Source organism: Paenibacillus sp. SRL342 (assembly GCF_984798905.1).
On the sequence record NZ_OZ481790.1, the window covers coordinates 951,445 to 971,593 of the forward strand.

The 20,149-nt window shown below is 45.4% G+C and carries 13 protein-coding genes and 2 pseudogenes; 10 read left to right on the forward strand and 5 right to left on the reverse strand.

The features are described 5' to 3' along the window. Positions 1-14 precede the first annotated feature (14 nt). The 3 genes and pseudogenes from AC4E8D_RS04350 to AC4E8D_RS04360 all read left to right on the forward strand — a co-directional run bounded on the left by AC4E8D_RS04350 (position 15) and on the right by AC4E8D_RS04360 (position 6,231). The gene (locus AC4E8D_RS04350) at positions 15-3,509 is read left to right on the forward strand and encodes an S-layer homology domain-containing protein (protein WP_260632550.1); all 3,495 of its coding nucleotides are present in this window, start codon (positions 15-17) and stop codon (positions 3,507-3,509) included. Between the two features lie 193 nt (positions 3,510-3,702). After that, positions 3,703-4,503: pseudogene (locus tag AC4E8D_RS04355) on the forward strand (amino acid permease); the annotation flags it as partial. A gap of 198 nt (positions 4,504-4,701) precedes the next feature. Further along, positions 4,702-6,231, forward strand: coding sequence for an alpha/beta hydrolase family protein (locus AC4E8D_RS04360; protein WP_490205880.1), 1,530 nt, complete (start codon positions 4,702-4,704; stop codon positions 6,229-6,231). Positions 6,232-6,257: 26 nt separating this feature from the next. Here AC4E8D_RS04360 and AC4E8D_RS04365 read toward each other — a convergent pair whose 3' ends face one another. Beyond that, positions 6,258-7,262: a MerR family transcriptional regulator gene (locus tag AC4E8D_RS04365; RefSeq protein WP_490205881.1), complete on the reverse strand. Its 1,005-nt coding sequence runs from the start codon at positions 7,260-7,262 to the stop codon at positions 6,258-6,260. A 352-nt stretch (positions 7,263-7,614) separates the two neighbouring features. On the opposite strand from AC4E8D_RS04365, the gene AC4E8D_RS04370 reads away from it, so the two are divergent. Both AC4E8D_RS04370 and AC4E8D_RS04375 read left to right on the forward strand, forming a co-directional pair. Further along, the gene (locus AC4E8D_RS04370; RefSeq protein WP_017690578.1) at positions 7,615-8,517 is read left to right on the forward strand and encodes an SDR family oxidoreductase; all 903 of its coding nucleotides are present in this window, start codon (positions 7,615-7,617) and stop codon (positions 8,515-8,517) included. 256 nt (positions 8,518-8,773) lie between these two features. Further along, positions 8,774-9,769: a BtrH N-terminal domain-containing protein gene (locus AC4E8D_RS04375; RefSeq protein ID WP_221818767.1), complete on the forward strand. Its 996-nt coding sequence runs from the start codon at positions 8,774-8,776 to the stop codon at positions 9,767-9,769. Between the two features lie 70 nt (positions 9,770-9,839). Here the strand turns inward: AC4E8D_RS04375 and AC4E8D_RS04380 are convergent, their stop codons facing one another. Continuing rightward, entirely contained in the window at positions 9,840-12,362 is a 2,523-nt protein-coding gene (locus tag AC4E8D_RS04380) for a transglutaminase domain-containing protein (protein ID WP_490205882.1), read from the reverse strand. 303 nt (positions 12,363-12,665) lie between these two features. On the opposite strand from AC4E8D_RS04380, the pseudogene AC4E8D_RS04385 reads away from it, so the two are divergent. Both AC4E8D_RS04385 and AC4E8D_RS04390 read left to right on the forward strand, forming a co-directional pair. Then, a pseudogene (locus tag AC4E8D_RS04385) lies at positions 12,666-13,084 on the forward strand (ester cyclase). A gap of 127 nt (positions 13,085-13,211) precedes the next feature. Continuing rightward, entirely contained in the window at positions 13,212-15,590 is a 2,379-nt protein-coding gene (locus tag AC4E8D_RS04390) for a GH36-type glycosyl hydrolase domain-containing protein (RefSeq protein WP_221818769.1), read from the forward strand. Between the two features lie 111 nt (positions 15,591-15,701). Here AC4E8D_RS04390 and AC4E8D_RS04395 read toward each other — a convergent pair whose 3' ends face one another. Then, positions 15,702-16,469, reverse strand: a complete 768-nt coding sequence (locus AC4E8D_RS04395; protein ID WP_221818770.1) for a GNAT family N-acetyltransferase — start codon at positions 16,467-16,469, stop codon at positions 15,702-15,704. A gap of 153 nt (positions 16,470-16,622) precedes the next feature. Here AC4E8D_RS04395 and AC4E8D_RS04400 point away from each other — a divergent pair, with 153 nt between their 5' ends. Then, entirely contained in the window at positions 16,623-17,285 is a 663-nt protein-coding gene (locus tag AC4E8D_RS04400; RefSeq protein WP_105602145.1) for a M48 family metallopeptidase, read from the forward strand. Between the two features lie 116 nt (positions 17,286-17,401). Here the strand turns inward: AC4E8D_RS04400 and AC4E8D_RS04405 are convergent, their stop codons facing one another. Together AC4E8D_RS04405 and AC4E8D_RS04410 are read right to left on the reverse strand one after the other, a co-directional pair. Further along, entirely contained in the window at positions 17,402-18,484 is a 1,083-nt protein-coding gene (locus AC4E8D_RS04405) for a Rossmann-fold NAD(P)-binding domain-containing protein (protein WP_221818771.1), read from the reverse strand. A 99-nt stretch (positions 18,485-18,583) separates the two neighbouring features. After that, a complete protein-coding gene (locus tag AC4E8D_RS04410; protein WP_017690570.1) occupies positions 18,584-18,904 on the reverse strand; it encodes an ArsR/SmtB family transcription factor in 321 nt (106 codons plus the stop codon). A 184-nt stretch (positions 18,905-19,088) separates the two neighbouring features. Between AC4E8D_RS04410 and AC4E8D_RS04415 the strand changes: the two genes are divergently transcribed. After that, complete coding sequence (locus AC4E8D_RS04415; RefSeq protein ID WP_221818772.1) at positions 19,089-19,490, forward strand: iron chaperone; 402 nt, start codon at positions 19,089-19,091, stop codon at positions 19,488-19,490. Positions 19,491-19,518: 28 nt separating this feature from the next. Next, entirely contained in the window at positions 19,519-20,049 is a 531-nt protein-coding gene (locus AC4E8D_RS04420; RefSeq protein ID WP_221818773.1) for a cysteine hydrolase family protein, read from the forward strand. The last annotated feature ends 100 nt before the right edge of the window (positions 20,050-20,149 follow it).

Consider the following 20,149-nt stretch of genomic DNA (forward strand, 5'->3'; position numbering starts at 1 on the left):
ACAGTTCAGTGATCATGTTCAAGAAAGTTTCATTCATGCTTTTATGCCTTACATTAGTTGTAGCCAATGGATTTATCGGGAGTCAATGGTTGGGAACTGCATCAGCAGCGGCCCCAACAACAGTAACGTTTTCTACAACTGATAGTAGTGTCTGGGCTGATGGAATTGCTGAAGATGGCGATGGTGGCTCAATAAATATCCCTGAAAAGGTTTTTCAATTTTACAATATTAGTGATGTTAGTGGAACAATGATGCCGGGAACTCTCATCTATGCAAATACAGAGGTAGATGGTTGGTTTCCTTTTCTGACTACTTATGAAACGGACATTAATTATGGTTGGAAAGGAATGGGGATTAGAACGAGTGATGCATCTGAGTTTCAAATTAACGGATTCTTCTATTCAAACTGGGGTGAAGGACCAATAAATATTAAAGTTGAAGGGTATCGGGATGGCGCGTTGGTTGCTACCCATTCATTTCAAAATGACGAAGTAATTGCAGATTATCACTCTAAACATGTTTTATTAAATGAAGACTTCGATAATGTGGATATGATTCTTTTATATTCAACTGATAAAGGTAGTTGGCATGGTATTAATGACATTGTGCTTGATGATGCCATCGTTTCTGCTTCAGCGCCAACAATTAACACACAGCCAGTCGGTGCGACAGTTGACGAGGGGGCGAGTAGTCCAACGCTGAGCGTAGGGGCTACAGTCAGTGATGGAGGAACGTTAAGCTACCAGTGGTATAGCAACGCTACCAATAGCACCACGGGTGGCATGTTGATCAATGGGGCAACAAGCCCAACGTATGATGCGCCAATTACGAATGCAGGAACGACCTACTATTACGCGATCGTGACTAACACCAACAATGGCGTAAATGGAACGAAGACCGCAACCGCTACGAGCAATGTGGCACAAGTAACGGTAAAAGCGCTGGTTCATGCAACAGTGCCAACGATTAACACACAGCCAGTCGGTGCAACAGTTGACGAGGGGGCGAGTAGTCCAACGCTGAGCGTAGGGGCTACAGTCAGTGATGGAGGAACGTTAAGCTACCAGTGGTATAGCAACGAAACTAACAGCACCACAGGCGGCACGCCAATCAATGCGGCAACAGGCTCAACATATGCAGTGCCAACCACAAGTGCGGGAACGATCTACTATTATGCGGTCGTGACCAACACCAACAATGGTGTAAATGGGACGAAGACCGCAACGACGACGAGCAATGTTGCTGTAGTTGCCATTCAACCAGCACTAACGTATATCATTGAGAATATTTCGGATCAAACCCCAGCAGCATTGATTCAGGGCTATGCCTCGGGTAGTCAAGAAACATTAACCATTACCGTGAAAAATATCGGTACGGGTACATTGACTAACTTGGAGGTAGCATCTGGTGGGGCGAGCGGGTCGGATTTTGAAGTAACACAACCTACAGTGTCTACCCTTAACCCAGGGGCTGAAACCAGCTTCACGGTAATGGTTAAGGATGGTTTGCCAGCAAGCACTTATACTGCGACGGTTCTTATATCTGCGGACAATATGCTGGACCAGACATTCCAAGTTGTTCAAGCGATCAACTTGCCAAATGCGCCGGCCAATCCTCAGGATTTGGTAGTAACCCCTGGAGATCGTCAGGCTCAGCTGACTTGGAGTAACGTGCCGGGAGCGACATATTACGAAGTTTATTTATCAACAGTATCCGGTCAATTTAGCAGTAACGCCATCACCACCGTGACGGATGGGAATTATCGTGTGGAAAATCTGATTAATGGAACCACTTATTTCTTTATGGTGAAAGCAGGAGGATTGGGTGGCTTGAGTGCGGAGTCTAATGTGGCAAGTGCAACTCCATTAACGGTTCCAGAAGCACCATCATCCGTAATAGCAGTCGCTGGTAACGGACAGGCTACCCTTAGCTTTAATCCTCCAGCAGACAATGGAGGAAGTGCCGTAACGGCATATGAGGTGAATGTTCTACCAGATAATAGAGTCGTGACTGGAACACGTAGCCCAATAATCATCACGGGATTAACCAACGGAACGAGCTATACGTTTACAGTGAAAGCAAAGAACCAAGCAGGAGGTAGTGAGTCTTCGTTACTATCCAATACGATCATCCCGTTGGCACCAACAGGTAATGGCGGCAATACCGGTGGCGGAGGAGGAAGTACTGGCGGTAGTGGAGGCAATACGACTCCGAGTCAGCCACCTACATCAGGAACTCAAGTTCCGAACCCAGGAAATTCAGGTGTGGATGTAATGGTCAACGGGAAAGTGGAAAACATAGGATCAGCAACTTCAAGTGAGCGAAATAGTCAAAGTGTAACCACAGTAACGGTAGATTCCGTGAAACTGGATGAAAAGCTCTCCGTAGAAGGAAATGGGGCTACGGTCACCATTCTGCTAAATACACAATCTGATGTTGTCATTGGGGAACTTAATGGTCAGATGATCAAGAACATGGAGGATAAAAACGCAACTCTGAAAATTCAAACGCCTTCTGCGACCTACACATTACCTTCTCAACAAATCAATATCCAAGCGTTGTCCAATCAACTGGGGCAGTCGATTAATCTCAAAGATATTCAGATTCAGATTGAGATTTCGGCTCCTGGATCAGAGATGCTGAGGGTAGTAGCAGATACAGCAGAAAAAAACAGGTTTACACTGGTTGCCCCATCGCATAATTTTGAATTGCGCGGTATTTACGGTAACCAGACGATTAACATCTCTAATTTCAACGCGTATGTTGAACGAACGATTGCGATTCCTGAGGGAGTAGATCCCAACCGAATAACGACAGGTATAGTCATCGACACGGATGGATCAGTTCGTCACGTACCGACTCAAGTCATTGTTAATGATGCGAATTATTATGCCAAGGTGAACAGTCTATCCAACAGTACGTACTCCATTGTATGGAATCCGATCGAATTCCAGGATATGCAAACTCACTGGGCTAAAGCCGAAGTGAATGATATGGGTTCTCGCATGGTGATGAAAGGGACAGGCGAAGGTATGTTCACCCCAGAACGAGATATTACCCGGGCTGAATTTGCAGTGGTATTGGTTCGTGGCTTGGGATTGAAATTGGATTCATCCAAGAACGTATTCTCGGACGTAGCTGCCGATGCATGGTACAGTCGCGCAATCAATACGGCCTATGAATATCAATTACTAGATGGCTTCAGAGATGGAACGTTCCGTCCTGACGACAAAATCACACGAGAGCAGGCCATGAATATTATTGCAAGAGCCATGGACATTACAGGGCTAAAAGAAAAGCTTCCCGTTCAATCCGGATCAACCGAGCTTCAAAAGTATATCGATATATCAGACTCGTCTGTATGGGCAAACAAGGGTATAGCTGAAAGCATACAAGCGGGTATTTTCTCAGGTAGAAGTGATAGTAAGCTCGCACCCAAGGCACATATTACAAGGGCTGAGGTGGCTACAATTGTTGAGCGACTTCTCCAAAAATCAGGATTAATCTGATTGCAAAAATCATCGGGGGTTATCCTAATCATGTCAGGTGACGGCATGAGGAGGAGGCCTCCTTTATTATGTGGAAATTCTGTTTTGCTTGCGTTTCCTCATATTCCTTGTTGTATTTCTGCGGCACATCTCGTACAACTTGGTGAAGTAATTCTGCATTGCGTTAATGTGAGTGTGAAATGGGGGAAATCGTTTGGAGTCAAAGCAACTATCTAGAGGGCTAAAGCCCCGCCATGTAGAGCTGATTGCACTCGGAGGTACAATCGGCGTTGGTTTGTTCATGGGATCGGCGAGTACGATCAAATGGGCAGGTCCATCCGTGCTGCTGGCTTATTTATTGGCGGGTATCGTTATCTTTTTTGTCATGCGCATTATGGGGGAAATGTTGATTCAGGAGCCGGTCACGGGTTCGTTTACAACATTTGCTCACAAATATATTAGTCCGCTTGCCGGATTCCTGACAGCCTGGGGCTACTAGTTTCTGTGGGTTACGGTGGGTATGGCGGAAGTTACGGCGATTGGCATCTATGTGGGGTATTGGTTCCCGGAAATTTCCGCAGTGGCTACCTGCACTTGCTGGGGTGCTCATCATTGCGGCGGCAAATCTGGCGGCGGTGAAGTTCTATGGGGAATTTGAATTCTGGTTTGCGATGATCAAAGTGACGGCTATTGTGGCGATGATCGTAAAATCGGAACAGGTCTGATCTTCTTCGGTTGGGGGAACGGAGGACAGCCAATCGGGCTGTCGTTTCAAGGGGTAGAGATGGTTGGTATTACAGCAGGCGAAGCGGAGAATCCGAAATACATCTTGCGTAAAGCGATCAAAAATATCGTGTGGCGTATTCTTATTTTCTACGTTGGTGCCATATTTGTTATCGTAACTCTGTACCCTTGGAACGAGGTCTACAGTGCAAGTGTTCTTCCGGGTATGGTTCCATGGTTCGCGCTGGCATTCAGCCAGTTCCGATTCAGAAAGTGTTGGGGCAACGAGATGGTGGCGAAGATCGCTAGTCTAATATTCAAAAATCAACTTAGATCGTAATTTCATACGTGCATTCCTTGAATACAATGGAGAACCTGCGGGTGATTCAGTGTCATTCAGGAGTGCATTTTTTTATCCGCAAAATTCATACTTGAATCTCCTGTAACTGGAGGTTTTAAGATTGGAGGCAGACAAGGGGGCATACATCTTATGAGGACAGTAGAATGGATTTATCTTATTTTCAACCTGCTTATGTTCGTGGGGTTAATCGGGATTGGGAGACAGAGTCAACATTTTCGGAAAATGGTATGGGGTGGATTCGTCATATCGGGTGTGCTGTTGATCATCCATGGTGTGGTCGAAGGACTTCGTTGGCCGATGATTCCGGCGTATCTGCTCACGTTGGTTCCACTGGTTGTGTTATTTACAAAGGCAAGACGCCAGCAACAGTCAGGTGTAACCTCGCTGAACAGCAAAGGTTCCGGGGCATCTGCTTCGACATCACCTGTGGCGGGCAAATTCGGGCGTGTTCGAATCATTGCAACGTCTCTTCTGGTGCTGGTATACGCTATTGTGAGCATTGGCTTGCCACTGCTGTTCCCGGTGTTTTCGTTTGCCAAGCCAGCAGGTCCTTATGGAATCGGGACGGTATCCTACGATTGGACAGACAGCAGTCGGGAGGAAATTATGACGAGAACAGCTGGTGATCAACGGGAGCTGATGGTACAGATCTGGTATCCAACGAATCCAGATGTAGAGGTCGCAGCAGTTCCTTATGTTAATAAGCCGGAGATCTACGGGACAGCCTTCAATGAAGTGCTGAAACTGCCAAAGCTTTTATTTTCCAGTCTGAGTCAGGTTAAAACACATGCGATACAGGAAGCTCAGTTGTCTGATGCCGAAGCCAAGTATCCTGTTGTTCTTTTCTCTCATGGTCTGCATGGGTATGAAAATCAGAATACGTTCCAGGTCGAGCAGCTGGTCAGTCAAGGTTACATTGTCGTAGGCATCAATCACACGTATAGCAGTCTGGTGTCTGTATTTCCGGATGGACGTGTGGCGCAGTTTGAATCCGAAGGGAAAGAAGGCTTTGAGCAGCTGCAGTTCAGTTACATGGACAAGTTGAATGAGACATGGGTGAAGGATGCACAGTTTGTACTGGATGAGGTGGAGAAGTTGGCTGAGGGAGACCCGAGTGGACGCTTTACAGGACATATGGATCTGGACAACATCGGCATGTTTGGGCATTCATTTGGCGGAGCAACGACAGTACAGATGTTAATGGATGATCCGCGTGTGAAAGCAGGCATGAATATGGATGGTGTATTGTTTGGCGAGAAACGTATCCCTGCGGAAGGCGTGGGCAAGCCGTTCCTGATGATGAGTGCAGACTCAACCGTTGCAGGTACAAGTGTGATGAGTGATGAAGAGATTGCTGCGATGGGCACGACCCGTCCGGAAGCCGAGAAATACTACGAGGAAGTGTACGAGCGCTATGAGCCGGTAACCGTAGGAGGGAACTACTGGATGGAGTTGACCAACACCAAACATCTGAGTTTCTCCGACCTCTACCTGATCTCTCCACTGCTCGAATGGACGCAAGGTGTAGATGCGCGGGCGACGCAACAGTTGGTCAACGATACAACGATTGATTTCTTCAACCACTACTTGAAAGGGCAAGCGCTCCATATGGACAAGGAATTGGGGGAGCACGAATCCTATTCGTTGAAAAAAGGCTAAACGTAAAAATGGAAGGAGACTGAAGCTCAGTCTTCTTCCATTTGTTTTAAGCGTAACCGCATGCCCTCCTGCAACAGGTTAATGCCATCTACAATCTGGCTCCATTCGGGATTCATCACCTTGCACAGCTTGTTAAAACGCAGAATGCGATCGGTCACAGAGTCCAGCATATATCGGGCCTGTTTGCTGAAAAATACGTCGGGTGTTTCGGCATGCTCGACACTGGCATACATCAACACAAAGTCCCACACCATGCTTTGCACAGCAGGGCTATCGATGGCCCAACGTTTGTCCAGCGCTTCGGTAGTGCGAATGCGAATTGCTTCCATTTTCTTCACCCAGACGTCTGCTTCGACTTGTGGCTGATTCGCCATAATGAAGAATGGAACCTCCAGCTGAGCCAGATCGGCCCAATAGGCCGGATCATTGATCAGTTCCTGAATTTCCTTCCAGGCCAGTGTTTGCTGAGCCGTCAGTTTGGTATCTTTCATCATGTATTTGTCGAAAAAGTGCAGGAACGACACTCTCCAATCCTGCGGAATGCTGTCCAGCAGATGGGATTCATCCACCTTGGCAGCAACGAATTGTTTTCGCTTACTCGCATTCGCCGTCAGAGATTCTACCAGACTGGAGATATAAGTGAGAGACTGTTCCGAGCGCAGTGAAGTTTCTTCTTCATGCTGCCTCGCTTGGTGTAAAACAGAGAGCATGGAATTCATCGTGCCGATCTGGGTTTCCAAGGCTTCAATCTGCAGATCCAATGCCTGTGATACCGCGAGTTCACCAGACATGAGCTTTCGAATATCCGGTATGCTGAAATTCAGATAACGTAGTGTTGTAATGAGTTCGAGTTGCCACAGGTCTTGCGTTGTATAGAGTCGATGCCCACCTTCCGTATGACTGGAGGGCTGTAACAGTTCAATCTCATCGTAATAACGGATCGTTTTCACCGTGGAACCGATCAGTTTGGCTGCTTCACCGATGGAATAGGGTTCTTTATTTGAGTTCAACGAGATCACCTCATGATTCATTATACAACCTCCAGTCACTGGAGATTCAATACCGGAATAGTTGCCAAGGAAATGTAGCAGGTCCAGTTTAAATTCCACCCATCTCGGTTACAAAGGAAAGAGTGCAACTTTTACGCAAACAACTTCTGATAATAAATTTAATATTTACATGATAACGAAGAGCACAGAAATAATCTGAAGAAACGGAGTGCTCGCCTAAAAGCTTTCTGAAAGAAAGCTACATCGGAAGCATACGCTATCACCGGATTTTCACCTTATATAAGGGAGAGAAAAAAATCTGGGGATAACAGCGATCGGAAGGTTATTCTGTGATCGTAGTGATCAATGTAAATAACCAAGGAGGAAATTGAACATGGCTAATCAAGACCAGCACACCATGCAAGATCCAACGACCCAATATCCGAAGGCTACACCGGAGTGGAAACAGCAGCAGGATGAGCCGGGGCTCCAGCGTGAGATGACCCCTGTTCCCGATGCGGGTGAGAAAAGTTATAAAGGCAGCGGACGATTAACGGGACGCAAAGCAGTTGTGACCGGAGCCGACAGCGGAATTGGTCGGGCGGCAGCAATTGCGTTTGCCCGTGAAGGTGCAGATGTTGTTCTGGCTTATCTGCCGGAAGAGGAAGCGGATGCGCAGGAAGTTGTGAAGCTGATTGAGGAAGCCGGTCGCAAAGCAATTACGATGCCAGGTGACCTGAAGGATGAGAAATACTGTGAAGAACTTATTGAGTCTGCGGTAAAAGAGCTTGGCGGGATTGATATCCTAGCTAACGTGGCAGGTAAACAGCAGTTTGTGGAGCAGATTGCGGATCTGACTACCGAGCAATTCGATGCAACGTTCAAAACAAATGTGTATTCCATGTTCTGGCTCTGCAAAGCAGCTGTGAAACACATGAAGCCGGGCAGCTCCATTATCAACACATCATCGATTCAGGCGTACAAACCTTCGCCAATCCTGCTGGATTATGCGACAACGAAGGCATCCATTAACACGTTCAGCAAAGCGCTGGCACAACAGGTGGGTAGCAAAGGGATCCGTGTCAATGTTGTTGCACCAGGACCGGTATGGACACCGCTCCAGGTCGTGGGTGGACAACCAGTCGAGAAGCTGGCTGATTTCGGCTCCAATACACCGCTAGGTCGGGCAGGACAACCTGCCGAGATGGCTCCGGCATTTGTGTTCCTGGCAAGCCAGGAATCCAGCTATGTGAGTGGCGAGACATTGAATGCAAATGGCGGTACGGTTAGTCCTTAAATATCTTAGGTAATCCGATCATTGTATAAGAGGATACGGTCTCCATATTGGGGGGCGGTATCCTCTTTTTTGTCATTAAGATGAGAGAAATAAAATATTTTTATATATGAAAGCGTTCTTATATAAAATAGGAAAGGTACATGGTAATATATTCAAGAACATGTTCTTCGCTCCCAGCTCTGAGAGTGCGTTGCTTATACAATGAATCTGTTCAGATCAATATACTATGCCTAGGAATCGAAGGAGGAATTCTGTAATGGCCAAGAATGTACTTAAACTAGGTGACCCTGTCATAAGCACGTACACATCGTATGGGACATTAACATCCGTTATGAACGAAGATTTATGGCCATGGATTTTCAATAACTTTATACAAATCAGGTATGCACATGGATGGGGAATTTTTTCGTTTGATTCTCATCAGTTTCTGCTAAGTACCTGTCCGGGAATTTCCTTTTACAACCTGCCACAAGAAATTGTGATTAGCAAATGGGGAACATCACTTAAGCAAGTGATTACAGAAGCGATAGATATGGGATATTATCTATATATTTATGCAGATAGATACTACATTGCGTGTACAGACTATTATCAGAAAGAACATCTTATGCATGAATTGTTGGTGTACGGGTATGACCTGGATCAAAATTTGATATACATTGCTGATAATCTAGATGATGGTAAATTCATACAAACCGCATGCAGTCTGGATGAACTTGAGAAAGGCTACTGGGCCATGTCTAACGAATACAGTTTTTGGACAGAAGTGAGATTTCTTAAGCCTATCCAGAATATCAATTATGCAATTCATGTGGAGCAAATGATAACGGCGATGGAAAACTATCTTAATTCAAGCGAGACATATGACTTAGTGAGAGATCAGAAATACGATTTTGGAATGAAAGCCATTCAACGTATCTTTACCGACATTGAGCAGGCAGCCCTAGTTGGAGAAGCGTTGGATTCACGAGTCTTTCATCTCTTGTATGAACATAAGCTATTAATGGAGTTACGTTTATCTTACTTAATGGAGAAATCAATCATTGAACGAGATGCAACCTTCATGGAATTAAGCACTATTCTGAAACAGGACTACTTTAAATTGAGAAATATAGTTCTGAAATACAATATAACGCGTGATGCAAGTACACTTAGTAAAATAAGTGAGAGGCTGCAACAGAATCTCATGAAAGAAAAAGCATTTATTTCTTCTTTTATTACCAGATTGCAACAGGTTAAATCAATGGCTTGAAGTCATCTAATAATAGACAAAAAATCCCCTTTGCTTGTTAGAAAGCAAGGGGGATTCCTGTGTAACTAAGTTACTTCTGCTCTGGTTTCGGGTCCAGAATGGCATAACTGCCTAGCGTGGCTAATTGTGCTGTATTCAGAAGCGCTTCATCCACTGCAGCGAGGGCTTCACCGGCAGCTGTCATCAGCTCATCAGAGTCAACAGGTGAGGCGAAACGGAGAATGACCCGGTTCTCTCCTTTTTTGAGTTCACTCTCAGCCTTGGTTTTGTACTCATTAATGGACGCGACTTCGAGATCATTCTGCACATAATAATCATTGGCATCGCTCTCGCCATTAAACATCGTGAGCTCGGAATCAAGCCAATAATCTTGATCCGCTATCGTTTTCTGACTTGCAGCAGTCTCATCATTGGCATTGTACAGGAAATACGGGATGCCGGAGTTCGTCAGGTTGTTGGTGGCATCGACATGGAACCATTCGTTCCCGATTTTGACCTTGTTCCATGCATGTGGAACGCCGCTGGAAGCGCCCGTTACAACGATGCTTTCCAATCCCGAGAGATCGGAGAGCAATTTGTAAACGGAAGCATAGCTGGCACATACCCCAACTCCTTTGACCAGAATACCGTATGTGGTAAACGAGTCATTAAACTGTGGATCGACATTTTTGAAGTTGTTTTGCTCCGCATTTTCCAGCGCTGCATCATCATACTTCGCGTTATCGTTCAGATAATCGTAGATGGCTTTCCGTTTCTCGTCTTCGTTCATACCATTCTTGATAATGGAAGCCACCACTTCGTTTGCTTTGGCAATAATCTCATCTTGCTTCTTCTGGATTCCACTAGCCGATTCATTGTAATAAATGGAAAGGGTAAGTGTACCATAGTTGTATTCGAAACCTTCCACACCAAGAATCAATGGATTCTGGTACATCACTTTCAGAACAACATCCGAGAGTGTCGAGAAATTTTGAGCTTCGGGAAAAGCTTTTAACGAAATTTTATCTTGTGCCGCAATCATATTTTTGGCTAAAACTTCTTCCAATGCGGAATCTGCATTGATCATTGCATCACCTGTAGCAGGCTGAGGCACGGTTTCCTGATTACCTTGTTCTACATTTTGCTGTGTATTGGATTTCTGTTCATCTACCAGGTTGTCTTCTTCAGCTTCGGGAGCTGGAGCAGGTGCTTCATTGGAAGCTTCTTCAGAAGCCATATCTGAAGAATTATCAGAAGTATCATCGGAAGCCTCAGTAGATAGAGGATCAGTTGCATCTTCTGACGTTCCAGTATCGGTTGTAGACTCTGGAGTTGAAGTTTCCGAAGCCGGTGCTTCCTCTGTTTCCGTTGCAGACTCAGGTGCATCATGATTGTTGATGATCGTTGGCACATCAGGTGCAGGAACGTAAGGTGTGTCATTCTTTGGTTCCACCAGTCCGTTGCTGGAATCGGCTACGGTTTGCTGAGCAAGTCTGTCCAGGTCTGCTTGGGTCACATTTTCTACACGCACGTAACTTTTCAGAGCTGTTCCTTTAATATGAAAAGGAATATTCGTTTCATTGAACTCTGAAATTTCTACGCTTTTGGTATCATAGACAATGGTTTCACGAGCTAGAGAGCCGTCATTGTACTCAACTGTTGCTTTCTGAGGAAGTACATCTATATTCTTTAATTTCTCCCTATACAATTGTTCTTTCAGAGATGTTGGCAACTGGGAAGCAAGCGGAGCTGTAGGGACACCTCTGCTAAAATTGGATTCTTTGCCTCCGCCGATTGCAGTGACGTAATATTCTCCTCGTATACCATGGTTCTGAGTGGTAGTTATCATTTCATTATAAGTGCCTAGCCCGCCTTTTCCGTCTCTCAAAAAATCATTGAAAGACGTCTCTGTCGTTACCGCAATATCTAAAGGCAGACTATTACTGAACGCGTCCTCTGCGCCAGTTAGAGGTACATTTGTATCGAAGTTGGTTAGGTCAGAACGTTTATAAATTTTATATTCTGTGGCACCTTCAACCTTGTCCCAGACCAACTTGAACCGTCTATCTTTGTCAATTTCGTATCTTAGGTTAGGTACAGGTAACTCTGACTTCACTGTAAACGGAATAATGATGGGTTCATCGAGCAACGTCATGTTCTCTGAGTCAGGATCATAATTCAGACGAATGTAATAAATGGGGGCACCACCCCAAGAACTTTGGCCCCTGTTCATCATGGAATCTGAACTTAAAACGCCCCATCCAAGAGGTCTAATAGAAATACTATTGTCATGAATATCTGATAATAAAGGTACTTCACTTGCTTTGAGTGCTTTAATATCGGTATGTACGGATATGGTATCTCTCAGGGACCAATTAGATTTTCCTAAATCTGCTTTAAAATTGAACGTAAATTCTTCATCCTGAGCTACATTGTACATCGGCATGATCGCTTGTTCCGATTCAGAGCCGTATTTCTGCTTCAAACTTAAAATGGTAGAACCTTCTACTACTTCTGTAGGGTTATTTTCGGACGGACTACTCTCCTGTTCAGTACTCTGGCATCCAGCCAGTAACAGGGTGAGTGCAAACATAATGAAAAATAGACGTTTCATGATACACCGCTTTCTTGTTTTTCTGAGTTGTTCTAATGCTACGTTTCTACACACCGAAAGATTATCAGATATGGTTAAAACCCTTACTCGAACCTCTTAACGGACAAACCTCCTATTAATTTCCTAATATCCTTTGCTAGTTTATGGTCATATTGACGCATTGTCAAGGCGATATGGTAGGTTTTAAGTCCTGTAGAACAATAGAACAGTTGTAATTATGTAGCGAGGGGACCATGTTAAAATACAAGAGTTACTACATATTTATATATATAACAGAATAATCTGAGGAGGCTGGGGTGGCGTATGACAGCAGAAAAGATTGTCAGAACCTTTTTTGAAGAGGTCCGATCAGGCCGAAATCCTGATTATGCAAACAAAGTGATGGCGGAACAGGTAATGCCCATCAAGTGATATCTGAAGAAGAGGTCACAGTGACCCGAACCCCTTCCGATTATGCGGATCATGTCCGAGAAATGATCGAAGCTTACGGGGAGTTTTCACTCGAAATTCAGGAGTTGCTGACGCAAGGCGATAAAGTCTATGTGCGCTGGAGACAAACGGGAACCCATATCGGCAAAGTGGACGGATACAGTCCAACGAACCTCCCGGTGATTGAAATTGCCAGTGCGGTATATCGAGTGGAAAACGAACGAATTGCAGAGTATTGGATACAGATCGACAGGTTGGGCATCGAGAGACAATTGGAACGTAATCGGAGCTGAGTTTCTCAGCTCTTTTTTAGTTTTCAGTTCTTTGTAAGCGTTCCCGTGTTATAATGGACAAAGTTGTATACAAGTTACCTAAAACGTTTTCTGTCTTTTGACTATTATCTGAAAGTGAGGTTCAGTGATGATTAAAGCAACGGAAGATAATCAATATGTTGAACTAACAAGCCCTACAAGTTTACCGAAGGCATCCGGATTCCTTTGGAATGAAAAGATGATGATTCATGTGAATTGCCGGGGGTACGCGGTGGCCCAATTCATGCAGCCCGAACCTGCTAAATACTCGTATGCGCCCAACCTGGAAGCGAAGACGTTTATGCAACCGGAGCAGCCATATTATGCACACCATCCGGGACGGTTTGTCTACATTAAAGATGAAGTAAGTGGCGAAATCTTCTCCGCTCCGTATGAACCGGTTCGCAAGCAAGCGGATAGCTATACGTTCGCCGTAGGCAAACACGATATTCATTGGAAAGTCGTCCAAGACGACATTTGCATCGAGATGTCCCTGCGTCTGCCGAAGGAAGAGGTCATGGAGCTGTGGCGTGTGAAGGTAACCAATCTGTCTTCGAGAAAACGCAAGCTTAGTATCTACCCGTATTATACGGTTGGCTATATGTCATGGATGAACCAGTCCGGTTCATATGTGGAAGATTTGCAGGGCATTGTCTGCTCGGCGGTTACGCCGTATCAGAAATATCAGGATTATAGCAAAATCAAAAACTACAGCGACAAAACCTATCTGCTTGCAGATCACCAGCCGACCGCGTGGGAAGTGAATCATGAGAGCTTTGAAGGCGAAGGCGGACTTCATAATCCTTCTGCCCTTCAGTCGGAGACACTCGCTGGTGGAGATGCACGTTATGAGACACCAGTGGCCGTATTGCAATACAGAGTAGAGTTGGAAGCGGGAGCGGAGCAGGCATATCGATTTATTTTTGGCCCGGCTCATGATGAGACAGAGATTGAGGGCATTCGTCAGCATTATTTTGTGAAGCAGAATGAGGCAGGACAGGATGGTTTCACCGCAGCCGAGCAGGAATATGCTGAATATATTGCAGAAGGGCAAGGGAACATCCAGATTGAGACACCGGACAGCTGGTTAGATAATGTCGTGAATCACTGGTTGCCTCGCCAGATGTATTATCATGGCAAAACGAATCGTCTGACAACTGATCCGCAGACGCGGAATTATTTGCAGGACAACATGGGCATGAGTTACATTCAGCCGCAGATTGCGCGGGCTGCGTTCTTGACCGCTCTCTCTCAGCAGCATATAAGCGGCGCCATGCCAGATGGCATTATTTTGCACCCGGACGCAGAACTGAAATATATTAACCAGGTTCCTCATACCGATCACTGCATCTGGCTTCCGGTCTGTATGAAGACCTATTTGGATGAAACGAATGACTATAGCATTTTGGAGGAACAGGTTGCTTTTACAGACAGTGAACAGAAGGTTACCGTACTGGAGCATATGAATCTTGCAATGCGCTGGTTGATCCATGAGCGTGATGCGCGTGGGTTGAACTATATCAATCAGGGTGACTGGTGTGATCCGATGAACATGGTGGGATACAAAGGCAAAGGCGTATCCGGCTGGCTGACCATTGCGACGGCATATGCGTTCAATGTGTGGGCAGATATTGGTGAACAGGCAGGGCATGCCGAGGTTGCAGCGGAATTCCGTCAGGAAGCCAATCAGACCAATGCGGTAGCCAATGAGTATCTGTGGGATGGAGACTGGTATGCCCGCGGAATTACAGATGATAACGTCGTGTTTGGTGTAAGCAAAGACGTGGAAGGACGCATCTATATCAATCCTCAGAGCTGGGCACTTATGAGCGGTGCTGCGGATCAGGAGAAACAGGAGAAGTTAATCCGTGCCGTAGAGGAACAATTGGAGACGCCATATGGTGTCGAAAAGCTTGCGCCGTCCTTTACAGCCATGCGGGAGGATGTAGGACGTGTTACGCAGAAACATCCCGGAAGTGCAGAGAATGGTGCAGTGTACAATCACGCGGCGGCTTTCTATATTTATGCGTTGTACCTGGTGGGCGAGAAGGAGAAGGCGTATCGTCTGCTGCGTAAAATGATTCCGGGGCCCGATGCCGAGGATATTCTCCAACGGGGTCAGCTACCTGTATTTATCCCAAATTATTATCGTGGAGCCTATCATCAATTCCCACGTACAGCCGGGCGTTCCAGTCATCTGTTCAACACCGGCACGGTGCCTTGGGTGTATCGTTGCCTGATCGATGGCCTGTTCGGACTGCAAGGTCATGCACAAGGACTTCAAGTGCGTCCACAACTGCCTGAGGATTGGAGCGAGGCGTCGGTTACACGGTTGTTCCGCGGGGCTGAGCTGAACGTGAACATGAAGAAGGATGCAGCTGTCCAAGCGATTGAAGTGCATGTTGACGGTCAACGAATTGAAGGCGATATCATCAAGAACATACAAGCCGGCGTGAAATATGAGGTGCTGGTGAAGCTGCCATTGTAGAAAAGCGCAAGGAGTAATGCTGAACGATGTGAAGAGTTTTGAACAACCACGAAGCAAATTAAAAACTGCCTTTCCTTCATAGAAGGAGGGCAGTTTTTAATTTCAGCTTGATCAGGACTCGCTCGATTCTTTGACTCGGTACCAATAGCTATAAATCTCGGAATAACCCAGCTTGGCGTAAAGCTTCAAGGCAGGTGCATTATTCGCAACCACTTGCAGGTAACTGGAGGTAGCGCCCTGTCTTTTTGCCCAATGGAGGAGATGAAGGATCATCTGTTCAGCAAGCCCACGATTTCGGAAGTTAGCGTCTGTAATGATGTCATATAATCCAATGTAGCCACGTTCAATTACACCGAACCCACAAGCGACGACTTGCCCGTCGATCAACAGCGAAATGAAACCTACCTTTGTCCGGATATTGTCCAACATTAATTTGGTCGTTTCCCGTTGCAGATCATTCACCTGATTTAGCCTGCAAAAATGATCCAGCCACGTTGCGGTCAACTGCTCGTCAATCTGTACAGCATGGTGCTCAGGCTCTTTGATATGTTCCAGACTCCGAGTCTGGAGGTGGGTGAGATCCACTACAGCATACCCTTTGTCTTGCAAAAGTTGATCGAGATGATCCGGCTGAATAAACGGCGTGATTTTAAATATGGTATTTAACTGATTGGAAGCATAGATGCGCTCACATTCCTCTATCTTTTCATGCACATCTAGCGTGGAGTAGTGGATCGGTTGAACGGAGTTGGCACGTTTGGTGTATCCTTTGGCAAAACGCAGTACCCAGCCGTCATATAATAAGGTGGACAAGGGTTGCCAGTGGTTAAGCGATAGTTCTTCAATGGTTTTGTGTTCTGAATCTATGGTATGCGTCATATCCAACCTCCGATTTTATGATTAAATAATAATACATAATAATGTATAAAAATACAATAAGGATAGATATATCGTCGAACAGTATGCATTATAGCCGGAGATGGTATACAATTTGATTTGGTTGAAAGAATAACTTCAGAAGCGGAGCGCATTATGCTAACTATAGAATTAAATAATCACAGTATTAACTGTCATATCCAATACGGCAAACGCAAGAAAGTTTCAATCACGATGGACTTACCTTATATGGTAACAATCAAAGCACCCAATGGTACCAGTGAAGACATGATCCGGCAACTTGTAGAGCAGCACGGGGATGTGATTTTGAAGAAATCCGCTCTGATGCAGCGGGCGCTCGATGGTCCTCAAGCCAAGGAATACGAAGATGAGGGCAAGGGAAAGTTTCTGCTTTTTGGCAAGGAGCATGCACTGCATGAATTAATCCCTGTAGAGGGTCTGACAGAAGAAGAGCTGCGAGCGAATCTGAAGAAGTTTTATTTTGCCGAGTGTAAACGCATGATTGGGGAGCGCATTGGACGTTATCAGCAGGAGTTGAAGGTGAAGCCGAAGTCAGTAGAGATCGTAGATTCTCCCACCAAGTGGGGCAGTTGCAGCTGGGACAAAAAACTTACGTTCAATTATCGCCTGGCGATGGCGCCACTGGAAGTGATCGATTATGTCATCATTCATGAACTTTGCCATATTCACCACATGAATCATGATCGCTCTTTCTGGCGGCGTATTGGCAGTATCATGCCGGATTACAAAACAAAAGAAGATTATCTGATGCGCAATGGTCGAGCCATGACGTTGTAATTCCAGACCCAAGCTTTCACTTGGACACGATAGATACCTCCATTATAATTTGTGAAATCCGCGAAGGTCCCACTGTTTGCAGTGAGCGGCTTCGCGGATTTTTGGTTATGTCTGGATCAGGAGTGGGTTACTTGAACGCCGTATTGTTTGAAAAAATGAGTAACCGCATCCATATCCATTCGATCATCGAATAGATGCTCAGGATAATAGATGCCTGGAGCCATAGGCTTGTCCGTTGGCATCATCAGTATCTTCTCGGCTTGCACCGCAGCGCCGAGTGCAGTCATGTGGGTCTGACCGAGTGGGTCAGAGACTGTCATCGTTCGTTTAACGTCGTTTCCTTTTGCATCCAGCCCTTTCAATTGAATGACCAGATGATGTGCACTTCCAGTTCCTGGATTATAGAGCAACTTTCGCCGGAATGGCTTGAAACGTTCACCGCTGATCATCTTCCAGACTCCAGTTTTAACCAGTCCCGTGAGTGCATAGGTAGATACTTTACTATCGAATGCAATGCGGAAGCTGGATGAATCAATATGACTGGTATGAGGTAATGTGACGTGATCGGGTGTATCCAATCTGTAACATGGAGTCGTATACCCGTTCGGGAAATGAACTTTGATCGGATCTGTCATGGGATAGACGAGTCGATGTGTATTGGATTCGGTTATCTGAAAAGGAATACTCATCCGGTCCATGAAGGCTGCCGAATCAGGGCCGGCCTTATCCCGCAGCGACCATAGGGCATGAATGTTTACTTCGACATGTTGCAGAGAGTTAGAAAGTATCATGGCAAAGAGTGACGCCGTTCCTGCCATCCATCCAGAGGACAGCACTACCGGAGCATGAAGCTCTTCCTGCTCTATTGTACGGATCGCTTGATTGAACACCTCAGTCCAGCGTGTTATATCGATGAGTGGGATTCTCCTCCGCACTGCCGATACCAGTAGCCGATCATCCAGATCGTTCACTGCATTAATGATTAACGATATATTCTCTCCTGCGTGAATCAGTGGATCGTCTGCATTGGTATCAACAACAACCGTTTGGACACGATTGGATGGAAAAGGTGCTGCTTTACCCGCAGAACGACCTCCCAATACCAATTCCAGATCAGGATGCCTGTCATGCAAAATGCGGGCAAGCTGTGCACCTACAGCACCATAACCTCCAGCGATAAGAACTCTTTTTCTATTCATTCGATAAACCTCCGTTGATATGTTTATGTACTTATATGTTTAAACTATTGAACATAATAGAGTGAAGAAAAGGAATGCGGTTCACCAGCGCGGTACGCGCTAGCTCTGACATTCCACTTCTACGAGATGAACGAGCTGTTTGAGCAATTCGATCGCATCGTTGAATTCCAGCTTGTAATACATCTCCGTACCTTTTTTCTGAACCGATAACAGTCCGGATTGACGCAATATTTTCAAATGATGAGAGACCGTAGGGCGTGACATGGGGACATGCTCTGCAATCTGCGATACGTTCATGCTCTCTTGATCAATGAGCAGCGATATGATTCGCTGGCGAACGGGGTCTCCCAAACCTTGAAGATAAGGACTTAGATTCTCGAAAATATCAATAACTTTTTGGTTACCCATCGATTCGTTCATGGCTCACTCCGTTATAATGTTTAATTGTTTAAACGTATTATAAGGCTTAGTTCACTTAAAAATCAAATTTAACATTCCAAGTTGCAGGAAAATAGCTGTTCCGTTTGTCCATTTGAAGTACAATATAAGCAAATATGCCCGTACCACGAATCCATTGATGTATCCGTGGTGGAAGGAGTCCAAGATGGCTGAGAGTAACCATTATTCGGTGCTGGTAGATGAATATATCTCGGAGTTTGCACCTGATGTACAGGTGAGATTACAGGCGTTAAGACAGATTATTCGTGAAGCGGCTCCGAACGCCGAAGAGAAGATCAGTTACAAGATGCCCACGTATGCACAGCATGGGAATCTGGTTCATTTTGCCGCATACCAGCATCATATTGGGTTTTACCCTGCTCCCACGGGGATTCTGGCGTTCAAGGAGGAACTCTCCAAGTACAAAGGGGCTAAGGGATCTGTCCAGTTTCCGCTGGACCAGCCATTGCCGGAGGATCTGATCCGCCGGATTGTGGAGTATCGGGTGAAAGAAAATGTGGAGATCGCGTCAGAAAAAAAACGCAAAAAAGGTAGCGCTGGAGGCTGAAAGGCCTGTCTATGGAAGGAGATAGCGGGTGAATAAAGGGTTAATTGTACTTGATGTGCAGCATGGGCTTACAAGTCTGAGGGATGTATCTGTTACAATTGCAAAGATTCAGTCTGTTATTACCATTTTTGAAAAGATGAACTGGCCTATTGTGTTTACCAAACATCTGGACCAGGACAATGAAGAATCCTCTCTATATTATGAGAAAAGTGCCAATTTGGAGATTGTAGTTGATACCAATGAACATCCTATTCTTGAGAAAAGTAAACCGAGTGCGTTCAGTAATACGGAACTGATAAAGTGGCTGCTGGATCATCAGATTCAACATGTATTCATTGTTGGATTCAACATGGAGTATTGTTGTCTGTTTACAGCGATTAATGCTGAACATGAGGGGTTTAAAGTAACCCTGATTGAAGATGCGGCGGGTACAGTAAATACAGCAGAAACGTATGAAATGAAGGGATTAGACATACAGGATTTTATCGGTTCGATTCTGAATTGGTCAGGTTGTATTGAGGTTCTATACATGAATGAATTCAAGGAACAGTATACTTAATTCTTGAGTTCAATCTCTCAAAAGCTCATATCATAAACCAAAAAACAGTCGGATGCCTACGCATTCGACTGTTTGTGTTTTTAGATTTTACTTTGGTCGT